Origin of the sequence: Streptomyces sp. NBC_00464 (assembly GCF_036013915.1) — a bacterium.
Taxonomy (GTDB): Bacteria; Actinomycetota; Actinomycetes; order Streptomycetales; family Streptomycetaceae; genus Streptomyces.
On record NZ_CP107899.1, the window covers coordinates 5,707,096 to 5,732,325 of the forward strand.

General features: G+C 71.0%; 20 protein-coding genes and 1 pseudogene. 12 read left to right on the plus strand and 9 right to left on the minus strand.

Features of this window, described 5'->3' with window-relative positions; genetic code table 11:
- Nucleotides 1–45: 45 nt before the first annotated feature.
- A complete protein-coding gene (gene panB, locus OG912_RS25695; protein WP_326735850.1) occupies nt 46–933 on the minus strand; it encodes a 3-methyl-2-oxobutanoate hydroxymethyltransferase in 888 nt (295 codons plus the stop codon).
- Nucleotides 934–1,123: 190 nt separating this feature from the next.
- Between panB and OG912_RS25700 the strand changes: the two genes are divergently transcribed.
- From OG912_RS25700 to OG912_RS25715, 4 genes are all read left to right on the plus strand, one after another.
- Nucleotides 1,124–2,728 carry an MFS transporter gene (locus OG912_RS25700; RefSeq protein ID WP_327711443.1) on the plus strand — a complete coding sequence of 535 codons (1,605 nt, stop codon included), beginning with the start codon at nt 1,124–1,126 and terminating at the stop codon, nt 2,726–2,728.
- 83 nt (nt 2,729–2,811) lie between these two features.
- A complete protein-coding gene (locus OG912_RS25705; RefSeq protein ID WP_327711444.1) occupies nt 2,812–3,600 on the plus strand; it encodes a TetR/AcrR family transcriptional regulator in 789 nt (262 codons plus the stop codon).
- Between the two features lie 203 nt (nt 3,601–3,803).
- Nucleotides 3,804–4,826, plus strand: coding sequence for an endonuclease/exonuclease/phosphatase family protein (locus OG912_RS25710; protein ID WP_327711445.1), 1,023 nt, complete (start codon nt 3,804–3,806; stop codon nt 4,824–4,826).
- Nucleotides 4,827–5,194: 368 nt separating this feature from the next.
- Entirely contained in the window at nt 5,195–6,406 is a 1,212-nt protein-coding gene (locus OG912_RS25715; RefSeq protein WP_327711446.1) for an MFS transporter, read from the plus strand.
- Nucleotides 6,407–6,601: 195 nt separating this feature from the next.
- Here the strand turns inward: OG912_RS25715 and OG912_RS25720 are convergent, their stop codons facing one another.
- The 6 genes and pseudogenes from OG912_RS25720 to OG912_RS25745 form a co-directional block, all read right to left on the minus strand.
- A complete protein-coding gene (locus OG912_RS25720) occupies nt 6,602–8,356 on the minus strand; it encodes an NAD+ synthase (RefSeq protein WP_327711447.1) in 1,755 nt (584 codons plus the stop codon).
- 79 nt (nt 8,357–8,435) lie between these two features.
- Nucleotides 8,436–10,004: a multicopper oxidase family protein gene (locus OG912_RS25725; RefSeq protein WP_327711448.1), complete on the minus strand. Its 1,569-nt coding sequence runs from the start codon at nt 10,002–10,004 to the stop codon at nt 8,436–8,438.
- Nucleotides 10,005–10,065: 61 nt separating this feature from the next.
- On the minus strand, nt 10,066–10,500 hold the full coding sequence (locus OG912_RS25730) for a hypothetical protein (protein ID WP_327711449.1): 435 nt from the start codon (nt 10,498–10,500) through the stop codon (nt 10,066–10,068).
- Nucleotides 10,501–10,596: 96 nt separating this feature from the next.
- Nucleotides 10,597–10,698, minus strand: a pseudogene (locus tag OG912_RS25735) (CBS domain-containing protein); the annotation flags it as partial.
- A 96-nt stretch (nt 10,699–10,794) separates the two neighbouring features.
- A complete protein-coding gene (locus OG912_RS25740; protein ID WP_327713543.1) occupies nt 10,795–11,520 on the minus strand; it encodes a DUF305 domain-containing protein in 726 nt (241 codons plus the stop codon).
- 2 nt (nt 11,521–11,522) lie between these two features.
- Nucleotides 11,523–12,200, minus strand: coding sequence for a DUF3105 domain-containing protein (locus OG912_RS25745; protein ID WP_327711450.1), 678 nt, complete (start codon nt 12,198–12,200; stop codon nt 11,523–11,525).
- A gap of 243 nt (nt 12,201–12,443) precedes the next feature.
- Here OG912_RS25745 and glnA point away from each other — a divergent pair, with 243 nt between their 5' ends.
- The 5 genes from glnA (at nt 12,444) to OG912_RS25770 (ending at nt 18,621) form a co-directional block, all read left to right on the plus strand.
- Entirely contained in the window at nt 12,444–13,805 is a 1,362-nt protein-coding gene (gene glnA, locus OG912_RS25750) for a type I glutamate--ammonia ligase (protein WP_136324925.1), read from the plus strand.
- 189 nt (nt 13,806–13,994) lie between these two features.
- Complete coding sequence (locus OG912_RS25755) at nt 13,995–15,215, plus strand: NADH:flavin oxidoreductase (protein ID WP_327711451.1); 1,221 nt, start codon at nt 13,995–13,997, stop codon at nt 15,213–15,215.
- Between the two features lie 144 nt (nt 15,216–15,359).
- A complete protein-coding gene (locus tag OG912_RS25760; RefSeq protein WP_327711452.1) occupies nt 15,360–16,580 on the plus strand; it encodes a saccharopine dehydrogenase family protein in 1,221 nt (406 codons plus the stop codon).
- A 123-nt stretch (nt 16,581–16,703) separates the two neighbouring features.
- On the plus strand, nt 16,704–18,197 hold the full coding sequence (locus tag OG912_RS25765) for an APC family permease (RefSeq protein ID WP_327711453.1): 1,494 nt from the start codon (nt 16,704–16,706) through the stop codon (nt 18,195–18,197).
- Nucleotide 18,198: 1 nt separating this feature from the next.
- Nucleotides 18,199–18,621 (plus strand): universal stress protein, encoded by a 423-nt coding sequence (locus OG912_RS25770; protein ID WP_327711454.1) that lies wholly within the window; start codon nt 18,199–18,201, stop codon nt 18,619–18,621.
- A 32-nt stretch (nt 18,622–18,653) separates the two neighbouring features.
- Here the strand turns inward: OG912_RS25770 and OG912_RS25775 are convergent, their stop codons facing one another.
- Nucleotides 18,654–19,232, minus strand: a complete 579-nt coding sequence (locus tag OG912_RS25775; protein WP_327711455.1) for an acyl-CoA-like ligand-binding transcription factor — start codon at nt 19,230–19,232, stop codon at nt 18,654–18,656.
- A 138-nt stretch (nt 19,233–19,370) separates the two neighbouring features.
- On the opposite strand from OG912_RS25775, the gene OG912_RS25780 reads away from it, so the two are divergent.
- The 3 genes from OG912_RS25780 (at nt 19,371) to OG912_RS25790 (ending at nt 24,118) form a co-directional block, all read left to right on the plus strand.
- Complete coding sequence (locus tag OG912_RS25780) at nt 19,371–19,598, plus strand: hypothetical protein (RefSeq protein WP_327711456.1); 228 nt, start codon at nt 19,371–19,373, stop codon at nt 19,596–19,598.
- A gap of 183 nt (nt 19,599–19,781) precedes the next feature.
- Nucleotides 19,782–20,609 (plus strand): putative protein N(5)-glutamine methyltransferase, encoded by an 828-nt coding sequence (locus OG912_RS25785; protein WP_327711457.1) that lies wholly within the window; start codon nt 19,782–19,784, stop codon nt 20,607–20,609.
- Nucleotides 20,610–21,115: 506 nt separating this feature from the next.
- A complete protein-coding gene (locus OG912_RS25790) occupies nt 21,116–24,118 on the plus strand; it encodes a bifunctional [glutamine synthetase] adenylyltransferase/[glutamine synthetase]-adenylyl-L-tyrosine phosphorylase (protein ID WP_327711458.1) in 3,003 nt (1,000 codons plus the stop codon).
- Nucleotides 24,119–24,248: 130 nt separating this feature from the next.
- Here the strand turns inward: OG912_RS25790 and OG912_RS25795 are convergent, their stop codons facing one another.
- A complete protein-coding gene (locus tag OG912_RS25795) occupies nt 24,249–25,160 on the minus strand; it encodes a phosphatase PAP2 family protein (protein WP_443061105.1) in 912 nt (303 codons plus the stop codon).
- Between the last annotated feature and the right edge of the window lie 70 nt (nt 25,161–25,230).

The window sequence follows — 25,230 nt, forward strand, 5'->3', positions numbered from 1 at the left end:
GTCGGCGGGCTGTCGGTGGTGCGGCAGTGGTCGTTCGGTCCACTACTAGTGGAACGTGTGCTCCGGCGCCGGGAAGGTGCCGCCGACGACCTCGTCCGCGTACGCCTTCGCGGCGTCGCCGAGGATCTGGCGCAGGTCGGCGTACTGCTTGGTGAAGCGCGGCACCTTGCCGCCGGTCAGGCCGACCATGTCGGTGTAGACGAGCACCTGCGCGTCGGTGTCGGGACCGGCCCCGATGCCCACGGTCGGGATGTGCAGGGTGCGGGTGACCTCGGCGGCCAGTTCGGACGGTACGAGTTCGAGTACGACGGCGAACGCGCCCGCGTCCTGGACGGCCTTGGCGTCGCGCAGCATCTGCTGGGCTGCTTCCTCGCCGCGGCCCTGTACGCGGTAGCCCATCGCGTTGACGGACTGCGGGGTCAGGCCGATGTGGGCCATGACCGGGATGCCGGCGTCGACCAGGAGCTTGATCTGCTCGTGGCTGCGCTCGCCGCCCTCCAGCTTGACCGCGCCGACGCCGGACTCCTTGATCAGCCGGGTGGCGTTGCGCAGGGCCTGGACGGGGCTCTCCTGGTAGGACCCGAAGGGCAGGTCGGCGACGATCAGGGCGCGCTTGGTGCCCCGGACGACGGCGGCGGACAGGATCGCGATCTCATCCATCGTGACGGGCACGGTGGTCTCGTAGCCGAGGTGACAGTTGCCCATCGAGTCCCCGACGAGCATGACCGGGATGCCGGCCTCGTCGAAGACGGACGCGGTCATCGCGTCGTAGGCGGTGAGCATGGGCCACTTCTCGCCGCGCTCGGTGGCGGCGGCGATGTCGTGGACGGTGACCCGGCGGTTGCTCTTTCCTCCGTACAGCGCCTTGCTGCTGTCGGACGGGGCTCCCGCGGGGGGTGTGGCGGACTGGTTGTGCGCAGCCTGAAGCGACATTGCCAACGGCTCCTTCGTCATCTCGAGGCGCCCTGACGGCGTCCCCGGATCTCTTCCATGGTGGCATCCCGGAGCCGTTCACGGGAAGTGGGCCCGCGCACCGACCTGGCACCGGGTGCCGCGGGCGGCCCCGGTAAAGACTTTCCAATACGAGACGGTCTCGTATCGAAATGGCGTTAGGCTTCTCGCCATGTCCATACCGTCCGGCGCTCCCGCCGCCGTGTCCCAGGTCCCCGAGGCGGTCCACCGCCGCCGCTGGGCGATCCTCGCTGTTTTGATGTTCAGCCTGCTCATCGTGGTGCTGGACAACTCGATCCTGAACGTCGCGGTCAAGACGATCGCCTCGCCCTCGCCCACCGGTCTGGGAGCCACCCAGAGCGAGCTGGAGTGGGCCATCAACTCCTACACGCTCGTGTTCGCCGGACTCCTCTTCACTGCCGGCCTGCTCGGCGACCGCATCGGGCGCAAGAAGGTCCTGCTCTTCGGCATCGTCCTCTTCGGCCTCGGTTCCGCCTTCGCCGCCATGTCGGGATCGCCCGGCGAACTCATCACCTGGCGCGCCGTAATGGGCTTCGGCGCCGCGTTCGTCATGCCGGCCACGCTCGCCGTCCTGATGAACGTCTTCGAGCGCGACGAGCAGCCCAAGGCCATCGGCATCTGGGCCGGCAGTGTCGGCCTCGGCATCGCGATCGGCCCGATCACGGGCGGACTGCTCCTCGAACACTTCTGGTGGGGCTCGATCTTCCTGGTCAACGTGCCCGTCGTGGTCATCGCGGTGATCGCCATGGCCGTGCTCGTACCGGACTCCAGGGACCCGAAGCCGGGACGGCTGGACCCGCTCGGCGTGGCGCTCTCCGTCGTCGGCCTGGTGCTGCTGGTGTACGGCATCATCCGGGGCGGCGAACTCGCCGACTTCACCGACGTCTCCGTGCTCCTGCCGGTCATCGGCGGTCTGGCCGTCCTGGTCGTGTTCGTCCTCCACGAGAAGCGCAGCAGCAGCCCGGCCATCGACATCTCGTACTTCAGGAAGCCGGCCTTCTCCGCCGCCGTCGCCGCCATCGCGCTGGTCTTCTTCGCGCTGATGGGCGTGACGTTCTTCTCCGCCTTCTACATGCAGAGCGTGCGCGGCTGGAGCGCCCTGCAGTCCGGGCTGCTGATCCTGCCGCTGGCCGTCGCGCAGATGGTCTTCGCCCCGCGGGCCCGGCTCGTGGTCAACCGGTTCGGCGCCCGTGCCGTGTGCACCGTGGGCATGCTGCTGGTCGCCGTCGGGCTGGCGGCATTCGCCCTGTTCGACGCCACGACCCCGGTCTGGGTCATGTGTCTGGTCTTCTTCGTCCAGGGCACGGGCATGGCCCATGTGATGCCCCCGGTCACCGTCGCCGTGATGCAGGCGCTGCCCCGGGAGAAGGCCGGATCGGGATCGGCCGTCAACAACGTGTTCCGGCAGGTCGGCGGCGCCCTCGGGATCGCCGTCCTCGGCTCGGTGCTGTCCACGGTCTACCGCGGCGACATCGAGGACCACCTCGGCGCCGTACCGGCCGCGGCCAGGGACGTGGCGGGGGAGTCCATCGAGGCGACGCTCGGTGTCGCGGAGAGGATGGGCCCGGCGGGCGCCCCGCTGGTGAGCGCCGCGCACGACGCGTTCATGGGCGCCATGCACGTCACGGCCATCGGCTCGGCGTGCGTCGCCCTGCTCGGGACGATCGTCGTCGCCCTGTTCCTGCCGGGACGGCCGCGCCCCGAGCCGGCGGTCGCGCAGGACGAGCGGACGGTGCCCGCGGACGCCGGGCGGTGAGTCCGGCGGGCGGCGCGCGGCCCTGACGGGACCGGGCGCCGCCCGCGTCGGCGAGAATCGGGGGCGGTGAAAGGTGGTTCCACGTGCAGGCTCAGGCATCGGACCGGGACACCCGGGTCCCCGGGGAACAGGACCGGCAGGTCCACGACGACGACCGGGGCCGGGAGCCGCAGGTCCACGACGACGACCACGACCCGGACCCGCGGGCCCACGACGGCCAGGGCCGGGAGCCCCACCCCGCGGACGACTCCGAGCCCCGCCGCGGCCGCCCCCGCAGCGCCGCAGCGGAGCGGTCCATCCTGGACGCCGTCGTCGAGCTCCTGGAGGCCGGCGAGCCCCTTGCCGGCCTGTCCATCGAGCGGATCGCCCGCACGGCCGGGGTGGGCAAGGCCACCATCTACCGGCGCTGGGCCGGCAAGGAGGAACTCTTCGTCGACGTCCTCCGCGAGATCGAGCCGCCGGAACCCGATGTCTCCGGTACCGGAGGCCTCGACGACCTGCGCGTCCTGCTGGAGTCCATGCGCACCCGGGGACTCGCCCAGCGCTCCTCGGTGCTGCTGCACAACGTCTTCGCGCAGATGAAGAGCCATCCCAAGCTGTGGACCGAGTACCAGCGCACCGTGATCGCACCCCGCCGGGCCGCGATGCTCGCCGCCGTTGGCCGTGCCGTCGCCGCGGGGGAGCTGCGGGGCGACGCGGACGTCGAGCTGATGGACGACCTGTTCCTCGGCCCCATGCTCGTACGCACCATCCACCGGCCGGAAGCGCCGCTTCCCGAGGACCTCGCCGACCGCATCATCGGCCTGCTCGTCGAGGGCCTCGGGCCGAGGGCCGCCGCCGCCGGATCCGGCGAAGGCGCAGGCCACGGCTGATGCACGGCTGACTCGCCCGGACTCCGGGCGAGTGTGATCGTTCTGTCACAAGGCACCACGGACGCCCTGCGAACGGAACTGGCCGCACCGCCCGCGTCGTCCTCCTGGCAGTGCGGCCGTCGCCGACGGCCGTAAAGGCATCGCGCATCGCCTAGGGTCGTGGGGCGCGGCGATGTGTACGGCAAGGCAGTGAGGACAGCGCAATGGTTCAGGCGTACAGGGCGGACACCGGGAACGGCGGCGCGGGACCGCAGCGCACCGAATCCCGCTTCCGGGACCTGCGCGACAGACTGACCCGGGACCGCGGCATCTGGCGGCGGGGGATCGTCCTGGCCGGCTGCTCCGTCCTGCTGACCCTCGTGATGCTCCTGCACGCCCAGATCCCGAACACCATCGGCAACCTGGGCAGCCTCACCGAGACGTTCCTGCCGTGGTGCGCCGTCTTCGTCCCGCTGCTGCTGATCCTGGGCCTGGTGCGCCGCTCGGCGACCGCGCTGGTCGCCCTGCTGCTGCCGGTCGTGGTCTGGTTCAACCTCTTCGGGGGGCTCCTCACCGACAAGTCGGGCAGCGGCGGCGATCTCACCGTCGCCACCCACAACGTCAACGCGGACAACCCCGACCCCCGGGGCACCGCACAGCAGGTCGCCGGATCTGGCGCCGATGTCATCGCCCTGCAGGAGCTCCCCAGCGGCAAGGTCACGGCGTACGAATCGGCGCTCGCCGGCCGCTACCCGTACCACTCGGTGCAGGGGACCGTCGGCCTGTGGAGCAAGTACCCCCTGAGCGACACCCGTCCGGTGGACATCAAGATGGGCTGGGTCCGCGCCATGCGGACCACCGTCACCACCCCCGAGGGCGCGATCGCCTTCTACGTCGCGCACCTGCCCTCGGTGCGGGTCAAGCTGCACGCCGGATTCACCGCCAGCCAGCGGGACCAGAGCGCGGACGCCCTCGGTGAGGCCATCTCCCACGAACCGCTGGAACGGGTCGCCCTGCTCGGCGACCTCAACGGGACGATGAACGACCGCTCGCTCAACGCGGTCACCGCCCAGATGCGCTCCACCCAGGGCGCGGCCGGTGACGGCTTCGGCTTCAGCTGGCCCGCGTCGTTCCCGATGGCCCGGATCGACCAGATCATGGTGAAGGGCGTCGAGCCGATGTCGTCGTGGACGCTCCCCGCCACGGACAGCGACCATCTCCCGATCGCCGCCCGCGTCAAACTGTGACGCAACGGTCCGTTTACCTCCCGGCACCAAACGTCTGAGAGAATTTGTTCCGAACGGGAACAAGGCCGTCGGCAAGGAAGCCGGTCCGCCACCGTGCGATCCGGTCCTGCCGGAGGCCGCGTTCCCTCCTGCCTCTCCCGCTCCCCGCAGGCCCGTAGGGCCTGTGTGGAGTTGTCCCGCGGCGTCGCGGGGCTGGGCACGCGCGCTCGCGGCGTTGCCGAAACGTCCTGGTAGCTCCGCTACAAGGACGCTCCGGCGCCTTGCGATCACACGCACCCAGCCCCGCTCCTTCCTCCACGGGACAACTCCACACAGGCCCCAGGGCCGCGGCCGGAGCGCACGGGCCCACTTCGGAAAGGTCTCTCTTCATGCCACTGGCTCTGCTCGCACTCGCTGTGAGCGCCTTCGGCATCGGTACTACGGAATTCGTGATGATGGGCCTGCTGCCCAACGTCGCGGACGATCTGGGCACCTCGGTCCCCACCGCGGGCTATCTCGTGTCGGCGTACGCGATCGGCGTGGTGCTCGGCGCCCCGCTGCTCACCGCCGTCGGCTCCCGCATCCCGCGCAAACGGATGCTCCTGCTGCTGATGGCGCTGTTCACCGTCGGCAACCTCGCCTCCGCGCTCGCCCCCGACTTCGGCTGGCTCATCGCCGGACGGCTGCTGGCCGGGCTGCCGCACGGTGCGTTCTTCGGAGTCGGCGCCGTCGTCGCCACCCGGCTGGTCGCCGAGGGGCGCCAGGCACGGGCCGTGGCGACGATGTTCCTCGGCCTGACCGTCGCCAACATCGTCGGAGTCCCGGCCGCCACGCTGCTCGGCCAGCACCTCGGCTGGCGGGCCACCTTCCTCGTGGTCGCGCTCATCGGACTGTGTGCGATGGCCGCGCTCGCCCGCCTCGTCCCGCAGATCCCGGTCGAGGCACACCAGAACGTGCGCCATGAGCTGCGGGCCCTGGGCAACCGCCAGGTCCTGCTCGGACTCCTCACTGCCGTCTTCGGCTTCGCCGGGGTCTTCGCCGTGTACTCCTACCTCTCGGCGATGACGACCGAGGCGATGGGCTTCGGCGAGTCCTCCGTGACGCTGGTGCTGGCACTCTTCGGCATCGGCATGACCCTGGGCGCACTCGCCGCGGGACCGCTCACGGACCGGGCGCTGCGCCCGACGCTGTACGGGTCCCTGAGCGCGCTCGCCGTCGTGCTGGTCGTCTTCCCCTTCGCCGCCCATGTGCAGTGGGCCGCGCTGGTGATGGTCGTGCTGCTGGGCGGGGTCGGCTTCATGACGACCACGCCGCTGCAGATGCTCGTCATGAACAAGGCCAAGGACGCCCCGACCCTGGCATCAGCCTCCAACCACTCCGCGTTCAACCTGGCCAACGCGGGCGGCGCATGGCTGGGCGGCGTGGCCATCGCGGCAGGCTGGGGCTGGACCTCCCCGGCCCTGGTCGGCGCGGCACTGGCCGTGGCGGGCCTCGCGGTCGCGGTCACGGCGGGCGTACTGGACCGCGACCGCACCCCGTCGCGGGTGGTGGCCCGGGCGGCGGCATCCACTCCGCGGAAGTCCGAGGCAGACGTGCACTGATCCCCTCACCGATCAAGCCCGGCCCCCGCACATCAAGTCGGAGCCCGGCCGAATCAAGCCCGTCCGGCGATTGAGGACAAGACCTCGGCCGGGGGTCCCGCATCAAGCCCGACCCCGGCCAAAAACAAGCCCGTCCGGCGATTGAGGACAAAGCCCCGGCCGGACGGGCCCGCAGTCACACCCCACCCCCCGGCGTCAGCCGGACTCGCGCCACCGGTTCGTGATCGGCAACCGCCGGTCCTTGCCGAAGCCCTTGGGCGAGATCTTCGTGCCCGGCGGATACTGCCGCCGCTTGTACTCCGCCGTGTCCACCATCCGCAGCGTCTTCGCCACCAGCGCCGCATCGAACCCGGCCGCGACGATCGCGTCGAGACCCTGGTCCCGGTCCACGTACATCTCCAGGATCCGGTCCAGCACGTCGTAGTCGGGCAGCGAGTCCGTGTCGACCTGACCGGGACGCAGCTCAGCGCTGGGCGGCTTGGTGATGGACGCCTCCGGGATCGGCGGCGTCTGCCCGCGCTCCTCGGCGGCCCGGTTGCGCCACTTCGCCAGCCGGAAGATCGCCGTCTTGTAGACGTCCTTGATCGGCCCGTACGCACCGACGGAGTCGCCGTACAGCGTCGAGTAGCCGACCGCCAGCTCCGACTTGTTGCCCGGGGCCAGGACGATCTGGCCCTCCTGGTTGGAGACGGCCATCAGCATCGTGCCCCGCAGCCGCGACTGCAGGTTCTCCTCGGCGAGGCCGGTGAGCCCCAGCGAGCCCATGTACGCGTCGAACATCGGCTCGATCGGTACGGTCCGGAAGTTCAGCCCGGTACGCCGCGCCAGCTCGGCCGCGTCGCCCTTGGAGTGGTCCGAGGAGTACTTCGACGGCATCGAGATGCCGTACACGTGCTGCGCCCCCAGCGCGTCGCAGGCGATCGCCGCGACCAGCGCCGAGTCGATACCCCCGGAGAGGCCGATCAGCACACTGCTGAAGCCGTTCTTCGCCGCGTACGCCCGCAGGCCCACGACGAGCGCCGAGTACAGCTCCTCGTCGTCGTCGAGCCGGTCGGCATACCCTCCGGCCAGCTCCGCCTCGTACGCCGGCAGCGGCTCCTCGGAGAGGACCACGTGGTCGATCCGCAGCCCGTCGTTCACCACGCCCGACGGCGCCTCGGGGGAGGCGGCCGGCAGGTCGAGGTCCAGGATCACACTGCCCTCGGCGAACTGCGGGGCGCGGGCGATCACTTCGCCGTCCTTGTCGACGACGATCGAGTCGCCGTCGAAGACCAGCTCGTCCTGGCCGCCGATCATCGCGAGGTACGCGGTCGTGCAGCCGGCCTCCTGGGCCCGCTTGCGGACCAGTTCCAGCCGGGTGTCGTCCTTGTCCCGCTCGTACGGAGAGGCGTTGATCGACAGCAGCAGCCCGGCCCCTGCGGCGCGTGCGGCCGGCACCCGGCCGCCGTCCTGCCAGAGGTCCTCGCAGATCGCGAGCGCCACATCGATGCCGTGCACCCGCACCACGGGCATCGAGTCGCCCGGCACGAAGTACCGGAACTCGTCGAACACCCCGTAGTTGGGCAGGTGGTGCTTGGCGAAGTTCAGCGCGATCTGCCCGCGGTGCAGGACCGCGGCGGCGTTCCGCGGCGATCCGGCGGGCTGGCCGTAGCGGGGCGCGGCGGACTCGGAACGGTCGAGGTAGCCGACGACGACCGGGAGCTCCCCGAAGCCCTCCGCGTCCAGACGGGCGGCGAGCGCACGCAGCGCGTTCCGCGACGCCTCGACGAAGGACGACCGCAGGGCCAGGTCCTCGACGGGGTAACCGGTCAGCACCATCTCGGGGAACGCCACCAGGTGGGCGCCCTGTTCGGCGGAGTGCCGGGTCCAGTGGAGGATCGACTCGGTGTTGCCGGCGAGGTCGCCGACGGTCGAGTCGATCTGATTCAGTGCGAGGCGTAGTTGAGGCACGCCGCCCAGTGTAATCGTCTGACTGACGCAATGTCCTGGCGGGCCGCGAGAAAGACGGCATGGCCCGCCAGGAACCCGGTCAGCGCAGGTAGCCGAGGACCGTCATCATGCCCGCCTCGGCGTGGTACAGGTTGTGGCAGTGGAGCATCCACAGCCCCGGGTTGTCCGCGTCGAAGTCGACGGTCAGCGTCTGCCGGGGCAGCACGATCGCGGTGTCCTTGCGGGCCCCGGACGCACCGCCTGCCAGCGCGAAGGTGTGTCCGTGCAGATGGATCGGGTGCCACATCGCCGTCGGGTTGTGGAACTCCATCCGGACCCGCTCCCCGGCCTTCACCGGATGGCGCTGGTCGGCCGTGTACGGCTTTTTGTCGAAGGCCCAGTCGTACGCCTCCATGGAACCCGTCAGCCGCATCCGCACCGTCCGGTCGGGCTTGCGGGCGGACAGCGCCACGGATGCGTCCGGGGACAGCCGGTCGGCCGTCACCAGCTCGCCGTCCAGCTCCTTCGGCCGTACGGACGCGGCGGGCGCCGCGCCGCCGCCGGTCCGCAGCAGCGCCATCGCCGAGGCCTTCTTGCCCTCGGCCAGCGCGGTCAGCGGGAACACCCCGTCGCCGGCGGTGACCAGCACGTCGTACCGCTCGCCCATGCCGATCAGCAGGGCGTCCGTCGTGGTGTGCCGGACCGGGAAGCCGTCGGTGTGCGTCACCGTCATCCGGTGGCCGCCGAGCGCGAGGCGGAAGGCGGTGTCGCCGCCCGCGTTGATGATCCGCAGCCGGATCCGGTCCCCGGGCTTGGCGGTGAAGGCGGACGGGTCCTCGGGTACCCGGCCGTTGACCAGGTAGTACGGATAGTCCACGTCACCGGCGTCGCCGCCCAGCAGCTCACTGGTGGCGCCCATCAGCATCCGCGAGGGCCCGCCGCTCGCGGACGAGTCGGGCGCAGGCATCGCGTGCCCGCTGTGCCCGCTGCCCCCGGTGAGTTCCTGGAGCACCGCGTCGGGGGTGGAGCCGTCCACCCCGTCGACCCAGTCGTCCAGGACGACGACCCACTCCTTGTCGTACGACAGGGGCTCCTTCGGGTCCTCCACGATCAGCGGGGCGTACAGCCCGCGGTCCAGCTGGACGCCCGAGTGCGGGTGCAGCCAGTACGTGCCGGGGTCCGGCACCGCGAACCGGTACGTGAAGTCCGTCGCCGCCCCGACGGCCCGCTGGGTCAGCCCGGGTACCCCGTCCATGTCGTTGCGCAGGGCGAGTCCGTGCCAGTGGAGCGAGGTGGGCTGCGGCAGATGGTTGGCGAGGGTGAGGGCGAGCGTGTCGCCCGCGGTGACCCGGATCTCCTGTCCGGGGAGCCGGTCCCCGTACGCCCATGAGCTGACGGTGTGTCCGCCGCCCAGGTCGAGCCGGGACGGGGTCGCGGTCAGGGCGGCCTTGCGCTCGGGGCCGGCGCCCCGCCGCTTCTCGGCCGCGGCGACCTCCGGCCCGTCGGGGGAGACGTACCCCTCCGGGACGGCGGTGCCGGAGGGTGCCGGATGGTTCATGGCGGAGTGGTCGGCGGTGCCGCCGCTGTCGGCGCAGGCGGTGAGAACTCCCGTACCGGCAAGGGCGAGCGAAGCGCCGAGCACGGCGCGTCGGGTGTGCTGAGCGGGCATGACTGAGTGCACCTCAAGGATGTTGTCGGTGTGCGTGAGGACGGACGGGGGCGCGGGGCGCCTATATCCGAAGCACCGACAGTCCGGTGAGGACGGCCTTGCGCGGCCGGGGCGGGGGAGGTGGAGGCGGCCGGGACAGCAGCGGCGACCAGGGCGGAGCCGACCCCGGCCGAAGGCCGGCGTACCGTCGCACCACCAGCAACAGGGCGACCAGGGCGAGGCCCCAGGTCCCCAGCACGGCCAGGCAGACGGCCATCGGGTCCATGCCGGGCATCGGCGCCGGGGGATCGTGCCGGGCGGCCGCGGGCAGGGGCTGCGTGGCGGGGGCCTGGCGCCCGGCGGCATCGGCCATGACATGCGGGTGGGAGGCGTGCGTGGCGAGCCCCGGGCCGCCGTGCTCCGCCGGGTGTCCGACGGTGTGCATGGTGAAGATCCCGAAGAGCAGCGTGGCGAACAGCAGCAGCTGCCCGCACGTCGATCCCCTCGTTCCGGCCATGCCGGCCACCCTACCCCCACCGGGTATATGACGGCGTCGGCCCGGCGCCGCCCGCGCGGCGCGGGGGCGGCGCCGGGCCGACCGGCCGTACGGGGTTCAGTTGCGGGAGTAGACCTTCTCCGCCCAGCCGGCGATCTGGTCGTCGGAGAGGTGCTGGGCCAGATCGGCCTCGCTGATCATGCCGATCAGCTTCTTGTTCTACCCCGAGCGAACCCATCGTCATGGGCACGTCCGGGGCACGCGACCGCTATCACCCATTCGGGTGTAAGGCGCGGGGGCCCTTGCGGGACGGCGTCAGGACGCCTTCCCGGGCCGGGGCGCGGCTCCCCGTTCCGCCAGCATTCCGGCCATGGCCTCCAGCTCGGACTGCTGGCCCTCGACCATGCCCCGCGCCAGTCGCTTCTCCGCCTTCACGGTGCACAGGTCCGCACATCCGCGGGCCATGTCGATGCCGCCCTTGTGGTGGTCGGTCATCAGCTGGAGGTACAGGACCTCGGCCTGCCTGCCACTGGCCCTGCGGAGCTGCCCGAGCTCGGTACGGGTCGCCATGCCGGGCATCAGGGACCCGTCGTGGGCCTCGTAACCACCGTCCATGCCGGGCATCCCCGACATCCCGGCCATGTCGTGGCCCGCGTGTTGTCCGGCGGCCATCCAGGCCATCGGCTCCTGCCCGACGGCGGCCTTCGGCAGCTCCCACAGATCCAGCCAGCCGAGCAGCATGCCCCGCTGATTGGCCTGCGTGTTGGCGATGTCGTACGCGAAACGGCGCACGTCCTCGTCCTGGGTGCGGTCGCGCACGATGAAGGACATCTCCACCGCCTGCTGGTGGTGGACGGCCATGTCGCGGGCGAACCCGGCGTCCGCGGAATCGGCTGCCGGGGTCTGCGCGGCGGGAGTGGCCGCGTGGTGGTCCGCCCCGTCGTCCCGCGCGGAGGCGACCGTCGCCGCCCCCGCGAACAGCAGCGCGAGCGCGACGGCGGAACCCGCCGCCCACCGGATGCGCCGGGTGCGCTCCGTCACCGTCACGGAGCCGCCCGTCCGCCGGTGCACGCCGCGCCCGGCTCGGGCGTCTGCGGGCCCTGCACGTACTTGGCGAAGAACTGCGCCACCCGGCCGTCATCGGCACTGTCCACCGTGACCTGCTTGCCCCAGGCACTCAGCATGATGGCGCCGGCCTGGTCCTTGTACGGGCTCATCAGCGAGTACGGGGTCGTGGAGACCCGCTCGGCGAGCTTGTCCACGTCGGCGGCCGAGGCCTTGTCCGTGTACGTCACCCACACCGAACCGTGCTCCAGCGCGTGCACGGCGTTCATGTCGGGAATCGCCTTCTTGTATACGTCGCCGTCGCAGTTCATCCAGACGGGGCTGTGGTCACCGCCGACCGGCGGCTTCATCGGGTACGAGACGGTCTCGGTGACGTGGTTGCGGGTCAGCTTCTTCGCGTCCCACGTCTTCTCGTCCTTGATCGGCCCTTCGGCCAGTTTCTTCTTCTCCGCCTCGGACAGCTCGGCGCTCTTGGCGTCCGAGGCCTTCTGGTCGGCCGAGGCCTCGGACTTGTCGAGCAGGGTGTACGTACCGAAGGTGACGAGACCTGCGACAACGACGGCGCTGAGGCTTATGACCAGCACGCGGGTGCGGCGGTCTCGCGCGCGGTCGGCCTTGCGCATCTGCTCTATGCGGGTCCTGCGGTCGAAGCTCATGTCGTAGGTCCTTCTGCGAAGGGGCGATGAGATGACGGGAACGGGTCGGGAACCGGTGTGCGCAGGGCAGTTGCGAGGCCGCCGCACCCCATACACACCGTGGCCGACGATCGTAGTGGGTGGCCGCGTGCTCCATCTCACGTCGGGTGCGTAATCTGGGTGAAATCCGGGGTCGTGATACTGGACTTTCCCCCTTACCCCGGGCGGTGGTGCACGGACCGTCTGAACTGCAAGGATGTGGCTATGGACAAGCAGCAGGAATTCGTCCTCAGGACACTTGAGGAACGCGACATCCGGTTCGTACGGCTGTGGTTCACCGACGTGCTCGGTTACCTCAAGTCAGTGGCCGTGGCCCCTGCTGAGCTGGAGCAGGCGTTCGACGAGGGGATCGGCTTCGACGGCTCGGCCATCGAGGGCTTCGCCCGGGTGTACGAGTCGGACATGATCGCCAAGCCTGACCCGGGCACGTTCCAGATCCTGCCCTGGCGCGCGGAGGCTCCCGGTACGGCCCGGATGTTCTGCGACATCCTGATGCCGGACGGCTCGCCCTCCTTCGCCGACCCGCGCTACGTACTCAAGCGCATCCTGGCCAAGACCTCCGACCTGGGTTTCACCTTCTACACCCACCCGGAGATCGAGTTCTTCCTGCTGAAGAACAAGCCGGTCGACGGCACCCGCCCCACCCCGGCGGACAGCTCCGGCTACTTCGACCACACCCCGCAGAACGTCGGCATGGACTTCCGCCGCCAGGCGATCACCATGCTCGAATCGATGGGCATCTCGGTCGAGTTCAGCCACCACGAGGGCGCCCCCGGCCAGCAGGAGATCGACCTGCGGTACGCGGACGCGCTCTCCACCGCCGACAACATCATGACCTTCCGCCTGGTCATGAAGCAGGTCGCACTGGAGCAGGGCGTGCAGGCGACCTTCATGCCGAAGCCGTTCTCGGAGTACCCCGGCTCCGGCATGCACACCCACCTCTCCCTCTTCGAGGGCGACCGCAACGCGTTCTACGAGTCCGGCGCCGAGTACCAGCTCTCCAAGGTCGGCCGCTCCTTCATCGCGGGCCTGCTCAAGCACGCCGCGGAGATCTCCGCCGTCACCAACCAGTGGGTCAACTCCTACAAGCGCATCTGGGGCGGCTCCTCCCGCGCCGCCGGCGCCGGCGGCGAGGCCCCCTCGTACATCTGCTGGGGTCACAACAACCGCTCTGCGCTGATCCGCGTCCCGATGTACAAGCCCGGCAAGACCGGCTCGGCCCGCGTCGAGGTCCGCTCCATCGACTCCGGAGCCAACCCCTACCTGACGTACGCGGTGCTCCTGGCCGCGGGCCTCAAGGGCATCGAGGAGGGCTACGAACTCCCGGCCGGCGCCGACGACGACGTCTGGGCCCTGTCCGACGCCGAGCGCCGCGCGATGGGCATCGAGCCGCTGCCGCAGAACCTGGGCGAGGCGATCGCGCTGATGGAGAAGAGCGAGCTGGTCGCCGAGACGCTCGGCGAGCACGTCTTCGACTTCTTCCTGCGCAACAAGAAGCAGGAGTGGGAGGAGTACCGCAGCGAGGTCACGGCCTTCGAGCTGAAGGCGCTCCTGCCGGTGCTGTAGGCGCAGGCGGCGCCTGTGCGCCGGCGTGAACTACTTCGGGCCCGACGGCTTCGCACCGTCGGGCCCGAAGCCGTATCGAGCGGGCCGGTCCGGCCGAAGAGGATGACGGCCGGAAGGTGCTGCAGGCGGGTGCGATCCGCAGCTGCACCACTACTGACTATTCGTCAGATCTCTGCGATGCTCCGCGCCATGGCGGACGGACCGGGAACGGGCTCGACGGGACAGGCGCCCCAGGGCGCCCCGGATGTACTGGCACCGGCCCGGCTCGGGCCGCTCAGGCTGCGTAACCGGGTCATCAAGGCCGCGACCTTCGAGGGCGTCACCCCCGACGCGCTGGTCACCCAGGAGCTCATCGACTACCACCTGCGCCCCGCCGCCGGCGGGGTCGCCATGACCACCGTGGCCTACTGCGCGGTGGCGCCGGAGGGGCGCACCGAGCGGCGTCAGCTGTGGATGCGGCCCGAGGCGCTGCCGGGGCTGCGCAGGCTGACGGAGGCGGTGCACGATACCGGCGCCGCCGTCAGCGCACAGCTGGGCCACGCGGGCCCGGTGGCCGACGGCCGGTCCAACGGGCTGTCCTCCCTCGCCCCGATGGCGGGGTTCAACGCGCTGAGCATGCGCCGCAACAAGGCGGCCACGGCCGAGGACATCGACCGGGTCATCAAGGCCCACGCCGAGGCGGCCCTGCTGGCGGCCGAGGCGGGCTTCGACGCCGTGGAGATCCACCTCGGCCACAACTACCTGGCCAGCGCCTTCCTCAGCCCCCGGCTGAACCGCCGCACCGACGCCTTCGGCGGCTCGCTGCGCGCACGTGCCGCCGTGGCGCTGGGTGTCACGCGTGCGGTACGCGATGCGCTGGGTGACCGTATCGCCATCACCGCCAAGCTGAACATGAAGGACGGTGCGCCCGGCGGACTCACCGTGGACGACAGCCTTCAGGTCGCGCGCTGGCTGGAGGAGGACGGCAGTGTCGACGCGCTCGAACTGACGGCAGGCAGCTCGCTGTTGAACCCGATGTACCTGTTCCGCGGCGACGCCCCGGTCGCGGAGTTCGCGGCGAACTTCCCGCTCCCGCAGCGCCTCGGGATCCGGGCGACGGGCCGCGCCTTCTTCCGTACGTACCCGTACCGGCCGCTGTATCTGCTGGAGGCCGCCCGGCAGTTCCGCGACGCGCTCGAACTGCCGTTGATCCTGCTGGGCGGGGTCACCGACCGGCAGGGCATGGACCGTGCCATGGCGGAGGGCTTCGAGTTCGTCGCGATGGCCCGCGCCCTGCTGCGCGAACCCGACCTGCTGCACCGCATCGGGCGCGATGCCGGCACCCGCTCGGAGTGCATCCACTGCAACCGCTGCATGCCCACCATCTACACGGGGACACACTGCCCGCTGATCGGGGAACGGGTGCGCTGAGCGGCTCCAGCGGTGCGGTGTTCCGGACGCCGCCCGGCCGGGTGCGTGTCCCCGGGCCACTTCGGCTGTTAGCGTCCGCCCTCCACCGGATCGGAAGGCTGTGCCGGTGACGCCTCGGCGTCACGGAGAAGGAGTGGTGTCCCCATGCGTGTCCTCCTGGTCGGAGCGGGAGGTGTGGGCACGGCGATCACTCGGATCGCGGCCCGCCGGCCGTTCTTCGAGCACATGACGGTCGCCGACTACGACCTCGGACGGGCCGAGAGCGCCGTCGCGGCCCTGGGGGAGCGGGGGGACCGGTTCGGTGCCGTCCGGCTGGACGCCTCGGACCGGGCGGCGGTGCTGGAAGCGCTCGGTGCCCACCGCTGCGACGTCCTGCTCAACGCCACGGACCCCCGTTTCGTGCTGCCGCTGTTCGAGTCGGCCCTCGCCCATGGCGCGCACTACCTCGACATGGCCATGTCCCTGTCCCGGCCGCACCCGACCCGTCCGTACGAGGAGTGCGGGGTCAAGCTCGGGGACGCGCAGTTCGAACGGGCCGCGGAGTGGGAGGCCGCAGGACGTCTCGCCCTCGTGGGCATGGGCGTGGAGCCCGGCCTGTCCGATGTGTTCGCGCGGTACGCCTCCGACGAACTCTTCGACGAGATCGAGGAGATCGGGATCCGGGACGGGGCGAACCTGACGGTGGACGGCTATGACTTCGCGCCGTCGTTCAGCATCTGGACGACCATCGAGGAGTGCCTGAACCCGCCGGTCGTGTACGAGCAGGAGCGGGGCTGGTACACCACGGCCCCCTTCAGCGAGCCGGAGGTCTTCGACTTCCCCGAAGGCATCGGGCCCGTGGAGTGCGTCAACGTGGAGCACGAGGAGGTGCTGCTCGTCCCGCGGTGGCTGAAGGCCCGGAAGGTCACCTTCAAGTACGGGCTCGGCGACGAGTTCATCGGGGTGCTCAAGACCCTCCACATGCTCGGACTCGACCGGACCGAACCCGTGTCCGTGCGGAGCGGCTCGGGGCAGGCCGCGGTGTCGCCCCGTGACGTGGTCGCCGCCTGTCTGCCCGACCCCGCCGGACTCGGCGAGCGGATGCACGGCAAGACGTGCGCGGGGACCTGGGTGAAGGGCGTCAAGGACGGCCGGCCCCGGGAGGTCTACCTCTACCACGTCGTCGACAACCAGTGGTCGATGCGGGAGTACGGTTCCCAGGCCGTCGTCTGGCAGACCGCGATCAATCCCGTGGCCGCCCTCGAACTCCTCGCGGACGGCGTGTGGGGCGGCAGTGGGGTGCTGGGGCCCGAGGCCCTGCCGCCGCGGCCGTTCCTCGATCTGCTGACCGAGTACGGCGCACCGTGGGGCATGCGCGAGCAGTGACCCGTGGTGCGTACATCCGCTGGGCCGTGTGCGCGGCGGATGTGCGCACCCGGAACCGCCTCCCTAGCATGACAAAAGGCCCATTCCGCTTCCTCCCCGGGCCCGTGAGCGTAGCGAGGGCACATGGCAAAGGAACTTGCCGAACCAGCGCGGCCGGCGACTCTGAAGGCCAACGCGATCGGCTTCGTCGACGCGCTCGTCATCGGACTGAACGCCACCTCCCCGGCCTACTCCGTGGCGGCCGTCATCGGGCCGATCGTCGCGCTCGTCGGCATCTACGCACCCGGAGTGCTCTTCGCCTCCTTCGTGCCGATGCTCTTCATCGCCTCGGCGTTCTACTACCTGAACAAGGTCGACCAGGACTGCGGGACGACGTTCTCCTGGGTGACCCGCGCGATGGGACCGTGGACCGGGTGGCTGGGGGGATGGGCCATCACCATGACCGGTGTGCTTGTCGTGGGGTCCCTCGCGGACGTGGCCGTCAGCTTCGGCCTGCTGGCCGTCGGACTCGACAGCTGGGCCGACAACACCTTCGTGCGCCAGCTGCTCACCGTGATCCTGATCCTGGTGATGACGGGCCTGTGCGTCATCGGTACGGAGCTGTCGGCCAAGGTGCAGAACGTGCTGATCCTGGCGCAGGTGGCGTTCCTCATCGTCTTCGTGATCGTCGCGCTGTACCGCGTCTACGCGGGCACGACATCGTTCGACTCCATCCACCCCTCGGCCGAGTGGCTCAACCCCTTCGGGGCGGGCGGCGCGGCCCTCACCAGCGGCCTGCTGCTGGGCGTGTTCATCTACTGGGGCTGGGAATCCGCCGTCAACCTCACCGAGGAGGTCGAGGACTCCGCGACCGCCCCCGGCAAGGCGGGTGTGTGGTCGACCGTCATCCTGCTGGTGACGTACCTGTCGGTCGGCTTCGCGGTCGTCGCGTTCGCCGGAACGGCGTACCTGGCCGAGAACGCCGACGAGGAGGAGTTCATCTTCGCCCTGCTCGCCCGCGAGGTCATGGGCGGCTGGGACTGGGTCGTACTGCTGGCGGTCGCGACGTCCGCGCTCGCCTCGACCCAGACCACCATCATTCCCGCCTCCCGCACCGCGCTGTCGATGGCCCGCCGGCACGCGCTCCCGGCGCACTTCGCCCGTATCAACCCGCGGTTCAGGACCCCTGACGTGAGCACCTGGTGGGTGGCCGCCATCGCCATCGCCTGGTATCTCGTCGTCAACCGGATCAGCGAGAACGCCCTGTTCGACTCGCTGACGGCGCTGTCCCTGCTGATCGCCTTCTACTACGCGCTGACCGGTGTGGCCTGCGCGGTCTACTACCGGCACCATCTGACCGAGAGCGTACGGAGCTTCCTGCTCATCGGCCTCGCTCCGCTGATCGGATCCGGTCTGCTGACCTGGCTGCTCGTGCGGTCCGTCATCGACATGTCGGACCCGGCGAACTCCTACAGCGGCACATCGTGGTTCGGTCTCGGCCCGCCACTCGTCATCGGCATCTGCATCAGCCTGATCGGTGTGGTGCTCATGGTGGTGTGGCGGTTCCGGTCGCCCCTCTTCTGGGCCGAGCGCCGCGGTGTGGTCGACCCCGGCCTCGTGCACGGCAAGGAGTCCTGACATGTCCGTGGTCCTCGGCTACGACGAGTCACCCGGTGCCGCACGCGCCCTGCGTATCGCGATCGAGGTGGCCGCCGCGTACGGCGAACCGCTGGTCCTGGTCTACGGGGCGGCGCCGCCGGGCCCCGTGGGCGAGGAGTACCGGGCTCACTACGAAGCCGTCCGGCAGGCAGGCCGTTCCGGCCTTGAGCGTGCGGTCGCGGCGGCCGACGAGGCGGGCGTGCCGGCCACCGTCGAAGTGATCGACCGCAGTCCGGCACAGGCCCTGATCGAGGCCGCCGCACGTCACGAGGCCCGAGTCATCGTGGTGGGCAGCTGGGGCGAGAGCCCGATCCGCGGGGCGCTGCTCGGCTCCACCCCGCACAAGCTCCTCCACCTGTCGACCGTGCCGGTGCTCTGTGTGCCGACGGAGGCGGAGGGCTGAGGCGGACGGGCGTGCCCGTCCGACCGACCGCCTCAGCCGAAGCTCCGCCCCATCTCGTCCAGGATCTCGTCGATCACGTCGATGGGCTCCCGGGCCAGATCCTCCTCGATCCACATCCGCATCGCGATCCGCAGCGAGGAGAGGAACGCCGCCGCGAGGACCAAGGGGCGGACCGGGGTCCGGCGGGCGGCCACGGCCTCGGCCAAGTCCCGTTCCATCGCAGCATGGTTGGCGAGCTGGCGGGCCAGCAGAGAGGGGTGGCGCATGGCGAGACGGGTGCGGACGGCCCATTCGCGTTCCGGGGGTGCGACGCGCTCGGCGAACTGCGCCACGGCCGCGCGCAGCGCCGTCCACGCGCCCTCCTCGGCGGGCCGCTCGCGCACGGCCCGGACGAGCTCCCCGATCTGCTGCTCCTCGCCGTACAGAAGGGCATCCTCCTTGCCCGCGAAGTAGTTGGAGAACGTTCTGCGGGAGATCCCGGCCGCATCGGCCACCGCCTCCACCGTCAGCTGGTCGAAGCCGTGCTCGACGGTCAGCCGCAAGGCCGCTTCGTGCACGGCCTGCCGGGTGGCTTCCTTCTTGCGTTCCCGCAGTCCCACAGCGCGCTCCATGAGATCCATTATCCGGGGCCGGAACGTCCGGGCGGGGCCGACTCGGTCCGGGCGATTGCGGTGGACTCCTCCTGGCGGGTCACCGACAATGGCCGTACGGCTGCCGAGTCACCGTCGGCCGTGGACGGGGGATGAGCGATGACCGAAGTCCTTGTGCTGCTCGGACTGCTGTTCTTCACGATCGTTTCTCTGATCGTGAAGCTGACGCTCAAGGAGCGGCGACGCCGTACGGAGAACTTCGACGGCCAGCAGATCGAGCGCCACCACAGCGCGGAGATCCGCAACATCCGGGCGGCCAACACGTCGATCGCCGTCCACAACCGTTTCCTGGACGGCGGCAACGACCACCTGCCCCGGAAGCGCTGAGGCCGGGCGGGAGCGGAGCCGGGCTGAGGTAGTCTTTCGCATCCCCGCACGGGGACGTACCGAAGGAGGTGGGACCCATTACCGCTGTATCAGGCTGGGTGCTCGCCTCACATGATCGCGTGGTCGACCGGACGTAACCGGCCGCGGAGCACCCATCGGCGTTTTTCCGAAAGGCTCCGCTCCATGCCGGTCCCGCTGTCACCGCTTGCTCTCTCCTCCCTCGTCACCACCCTCCGCTCCGCCGGCTGCGTATTCGCCGAGGACGAGGCGGATCTGCTCGCCGCCACCGCGGCCGGGCCCGTCGAACTCGCCGCCATGGTGGAACGGCGCGTCACCGGCCATCCGCTGGAACACGTCCTCGGCTGGGCCGAGTTCAGCGGTCTGCGCATCGCCGTGGACCCCGGGGTCTTCGTGCCCCGCCGCCGCACCGAGTTCCTGATCCGCCACGCCGCGGAACTGGCGCCGAGCCCGGCCGTCGTGGTCGACCTCTGCTGCGGTTCGGGCGCCCTCGGTGCCGCACTCGCCGCCCTGCTGGACGGCGTCGAGCTCCACGCCGCCGACGTGGAACCCGCCGCGGTGCGCTGCGCCCGGCGCAATGTCGGCGGCCTGGGCCGGGTCTACGAGGGCGATCTCTTCGCCCCTCTGCCCGGCTCGCTGCGCGGACGCGTCGACGTGCTCCTCGCCAATGTGCCGTACGTACCGACGGACGATGTCGCCCTGCTGCCCGCCGAGGCGCGCGTCCACGAACCGCTCGTCGCCCTCGACGGAGGCGGCGACGGTCTCGACGTGATGCGCCGGGTGGCCGCCGAGGCGCCGCAGTGGCTGGCCCCCGGCGGCAGCCTGCTGGTCGAGACCAGCGAGCGGCAGGCGGCACGGGCCGAGGAGGCCGTGGGCAGCAGCGGGCTCGTCCCGCGGGTGGTCACCTCCGAGGAGTCCTACGCCACCGTCGTCATCGGGACGCGCCCCGGTCCGGGGCGGGGGGTTCCGTCCTCAATCGCCGGACGGGCTTGAGTGCGGGTCCCCCGCCGGGTGCGCCCCTTGCCCGGTGGGTGGGGGTGGGGGCCCTCCGGGGAGACTCCTCAAAAATGGCGTGTGCACCCGACGACGAACAGGGACCCGGGTCGTACGCCATTTTCTGCGGGGACTCCCCTGCACGCCCCCACCCTGCATCGTGTGCGTCTGCACACCGGCCCTGATGACTGCCGCAGACGCAGGGCGGCCGGGTCCGGGGCCGTGCAGGGGAGTCCCCGCAGGACGACGAACAGGTACCCGGGTCGTTCGCGTACCCGCGGAACGTTCGTCGTTTGAGGAGACGCCCCGGAGGGGCCCCGGACCCCCACCCACCGGGGCACAGCGCCCCGCGGGGCACCCGCACGACCAAGCCCGTCCGGCGATTGAGGACGGAACCCCGCACCAAGGACCGGGTCATGAAACGGGCCGGGCACTCCACGGGAACATCAGGGCCCGGCTAGGCTCGGAAGACTGGAAGGTGATCGGGCGGCGGGCAGGAGCGCGGAATGACGACGTTGCCGGGGCGCAGGAGCAGCACGTTCACCCGACTGCTGCGGCACGGTTTCACCGATCCGTCCTCAGCCGAGCGGCTGCTGGATCTGCCGGAACTGTCCTCCGTACGCACCGACCCCGTCCTCCTCGAAGCCCTCGGGGCCACCGCCGACCCCGATCTGGCGCTGCGCGGACTGGTCCGGCTCGTCGAGGCCGAGGAGGCCGACGAGCGGCAGATCCTGCTGGACACGCTCGTCACCGCCAAGCCCCTGCGGGACCGGCTCCTCGGCGTGCTCGGGGCGTCCGAGGCGCTCGGCGACCACCTGGCCCGGCACCCGCGCGACTGGCAGGCCCTCGTCACGTACGAAGCGGCCGATCTGCACCCCGGAGTGCCCGAGTTCGAGTACGAACTGGCCGGGGCCGACGATCCGGACTCGTTGCGCGTCGGCTACCGCAGGTGCCTGCTGTCGATAGCGGCACGCGACGTATGCGGTACGACGGACGTCGCCGAGACCGCCGCCGAGCTGGCCGACCTGGCCACCGCGACGCTCCGGGCCGCCCTCGCCATCGCGCGCACGGCCACGCCCGCCGACGCCGCGCAGTGCCGGCTCGCCGTCATCGCGATGGGCAAGTGCGGCGGCCACGAACTGAACTACGTCTCCGACGTCGACGTCATCTTCGTGGCGGAGCCCACCGACCAGACCGACGGCGCCGGGGAGAGCGAGGCCATGCGGGCCGCCACCCGGCTGGCCGCGCACATGATGCGGATCTGCTCCGACACGACCGCCGAGGGCACCATCTGGCCCGTCGACGCCAACCTCCGGCCGGAAGGCCGCAACGGGCCCCTCGTGCGCACGCTCAGCTCGCACCTCGCCTACTACCAGCGCTGGGCCAAGACCTGGGAGTTCCAGGCACTCCTCAAGGCCCGGCCGGTGGCCGGAGACCCCGAGCTGGGCGCCGAGTACGTCGAAGCCGTCTCGCCCCTGGTCTGGCAGGCCGCCGACCGCGAGAACTTCGTGCCCGACGTGCAGAAGATGCGCCGCCGCGTCGTCGACACCATCCCCGCCGACCGCGTCGACCGCGAGATCAAGCTGGGCCCCGGCGGACTGCGGGACGTCGAGTTCGCCGTCCAGCTGCTCCAGCTCGTCCACGGCCGCAACGACCCCACCCTGCGCAGCGGATCCACCCTGGAGGCGCTGGGCGCGCTCGCCCGGGGCGGATACGTGGGACGGGTGGACGCCGCCCAGCTGGACGACGCCTACCGCTTCCTGCGCACCATGGAGCACCGCATCCAGCTCTACCGGCTGCGCCGCACCCACCTGGTCCCGGTGGACGAGCCGGACCTGCGGCGGCTCGGGCGCTCCCTCGGCATGCGCACCGACCCCATCGCCGAGCTGAACCAGGCCTGGAAGCGGCATGCGTCCGTGGTGCGGCGGCTGCACGAGAAGCTGTTCTACCGGCCGCTGCTCGACGCCGTCGCCCAGCTCGCGCCCGGCGAGTCCCGGCTCAGCACGAAGGCCGCCGCGCACCGCCTCGAAGCCCTCGGGTACGAGGACCCGGCGGCCGCCCTGCGGCATCTGGAGGCGCTGTCCTCCGGGGTGTCGCGCAAGGCCGCCATCCAGCGCACGCTGCTGCCGGTGCTGCTCGGCTGGTTCGCGGACTCCGCCGACCCGGACGCCGGGCTCCTCGGCTTCCGCAAGGTGTCCGACGCGCTCGGCAAGACCCCGTGGTACCTGCGGCTCCTGCGGGACGAGGGCGCGGCGGCCGAGAACCTCGCCCGGGTCCTGTCCGCCGGCCGGCTCGCCCCCGACCTGCTGCTGCGCGCCCCCGAGGCCGTCGCGATCCTCGGCGACCCGCAGGGGCTGAAGCCACGCAGCCGGGAGGCTCTGGAACAGGAGGTGCTGGCCGCGGTGGGGCGGGCCGAGGACGCCGAATCGGCGGTCGCGGTGGTGCGCGGGGTGCGCCGGCGCGAACTGTTCCGTACGACGTCCGCCGACCTCATCGGCTCGTACGGCACCGAGGACAGCCCGGCCGAGCCCGATCCCGGGGCGCTCGTCGACCGCGTCGGCAGTGCCGTCACCGACCTGAATGCCGTCACGATCGCCGGCGCACTGCGCGCCGCCGTCCGCGCGGAGTGGGGCGACACCCTGCCCACCCGGTTCGCGGTGATCGGCATGGGCCGCTTCGGCGGACACGAGCTTTCGTACGGCTCCGACGCGGACGTCCTGTTCGTGCACGCGCCCCGCGAGGGCGTCGACGAACAGGAGGCGAGCCGGGCCGCGAACCGGGTGGTCGCCGAGATGCGCCGGCTCCTCCAGCTGCCCACCGCCGACCCGCCGCTGCTCATCGACGCGGATCTGCGCCCCGAGGGCAAGAGCGGACCGCTGGTGCGCACGCTGAAGTCGTACGAGGCGTACTACCGGCGCTGGTCGCTGGTCTGGGAGAGCCAGGCCCTGCTGCGGGCCCAGCCGATGGCGGGTGACGTGGACCTGGGCCGCGACTTCATCGAGCTCATCGACCCGCTGCGGTATCCGATGGAGGGACTCGGGGAGGACGCGGTCCGGGAGATCCGCCGGCTGAAGGCCCGGATGGAGTCCGAGCGGCTGCCTCGCGGCGCGGACGCGACCCTCCACACCAAGCTGGGCCGGGGCGGGCTGAGCGACGTGGAGTGGACGGTCCAGCTGATGCAGATGCAGCACGGCTGGGCGGAGCCGGGACTGCGCACCACCCGTACGAGGGAGGCGCTGGCGGCGGCGTGTGCGGCGGAGCTGATCTCCGGGGAGGACGCGCAGACGCTGGACGAGGCCTGGGTGCTGGCGACGCGGGTCCGCAACGCGGTGATGCTGGTGCGGGGGAGGCCCGCGGACACGTTTCCGTCCGGGCCGCGGGAGCTGACCGCGGTGGGGCGGTACCTGGGGTACGAGCCCGGGCACGTCGGGGACATGCTGGACGACTACCGGAGGATCACGCGGAGGGCTCGGGCGGTGGTGGAGGAGCGGTTCTACGGGGCGGCGTGAGGGGGCCCCTAGCGGGGCCGGCTGTGGGCGGTGCGGTTGCGTGGGCGTGTGCGGGTGCGCAGGGGTTTCGGGGCGCTGCCCCGGGCCCCGCTCCTCAATCGCCGGAGGGGCTTGATTCGGCCCACGCTCCTCAGTCGCCGGAGGGGCTCGATACGGCTGTCTTCCGGGCGCGCGGGCGCCTCGTCACCGCGGCCAGGCGGGGGCGGCGGGCGGGCTTCGGGGGGATCAGCTTCGGCAGGTGGTGCGGCAGCGCTCCGTACCAGGCGTACGACACCGCGTAACCGAAGGCCAGGCACGCCATGCCGCCCACCGCGTCCAGCCAGAAGTGGTTCGCGGTCGACACGATCACGATCAGGGTCACCGTCGGATAGAGCAGGCCCAGGATGCGCGCCCACGGGGCGGAGGCCAGCGCGAAGACGGTCAGGCCGCACCACAGCGACCAGCCGATGTGCATCGACGGCATCGCCGCGTACTGGTTCGACATCTGCTTGAAGTTGCCCGAGGCCATCGAACCCCAGGTCTGGTGGACCATGACCGTGTCGATGAAGTTGCCGCCGTTCATCAGCCGGGGCGGGGCCAACGGGTACAGGTAGTAGCCGAGCAGGGCCACCGCCGTGGTCGCGAACAACGCCAGGCGGGCCGGTGCGTAGCGGCCGGGGTGGCGGCGGAACAGCCATACGAGCACACCGATGGTGACGACGAAGTGCAGGGTCGCGTAGTAGTAGTTCATCGACACGATCAGCCATGTCACCGAGTTGACCGCGTGGTTGACCGACTGCTCCACGGCGATGCCCATGAACCGCTCGACCGACCAGAGCCAGTCGGCGTTGGACAGGGCCGCCGCCTTCTGTTCGGGGACGGCGTTGCGCACCAGCGAGTACAGCCAGTAACTGACCGCGATCAGCAGGATTTCGAACCAGAGGCGTGGCCGCCTGGGCGACCGTGGGGCGCGCAGTCCTGCCAGGCCCCGGTCGAGCAGTCTGCCGATCCGGTTCGCGTCGCCGTTCTGCTTCGTATTCGCCTCAGGAGCCGCCTCGTTCACGATGGGTGACGGGGTGGCCGCCTTACGGCCTTCCTGTGGTTTCACGCTCAATTCACCCATAGGCACAGAG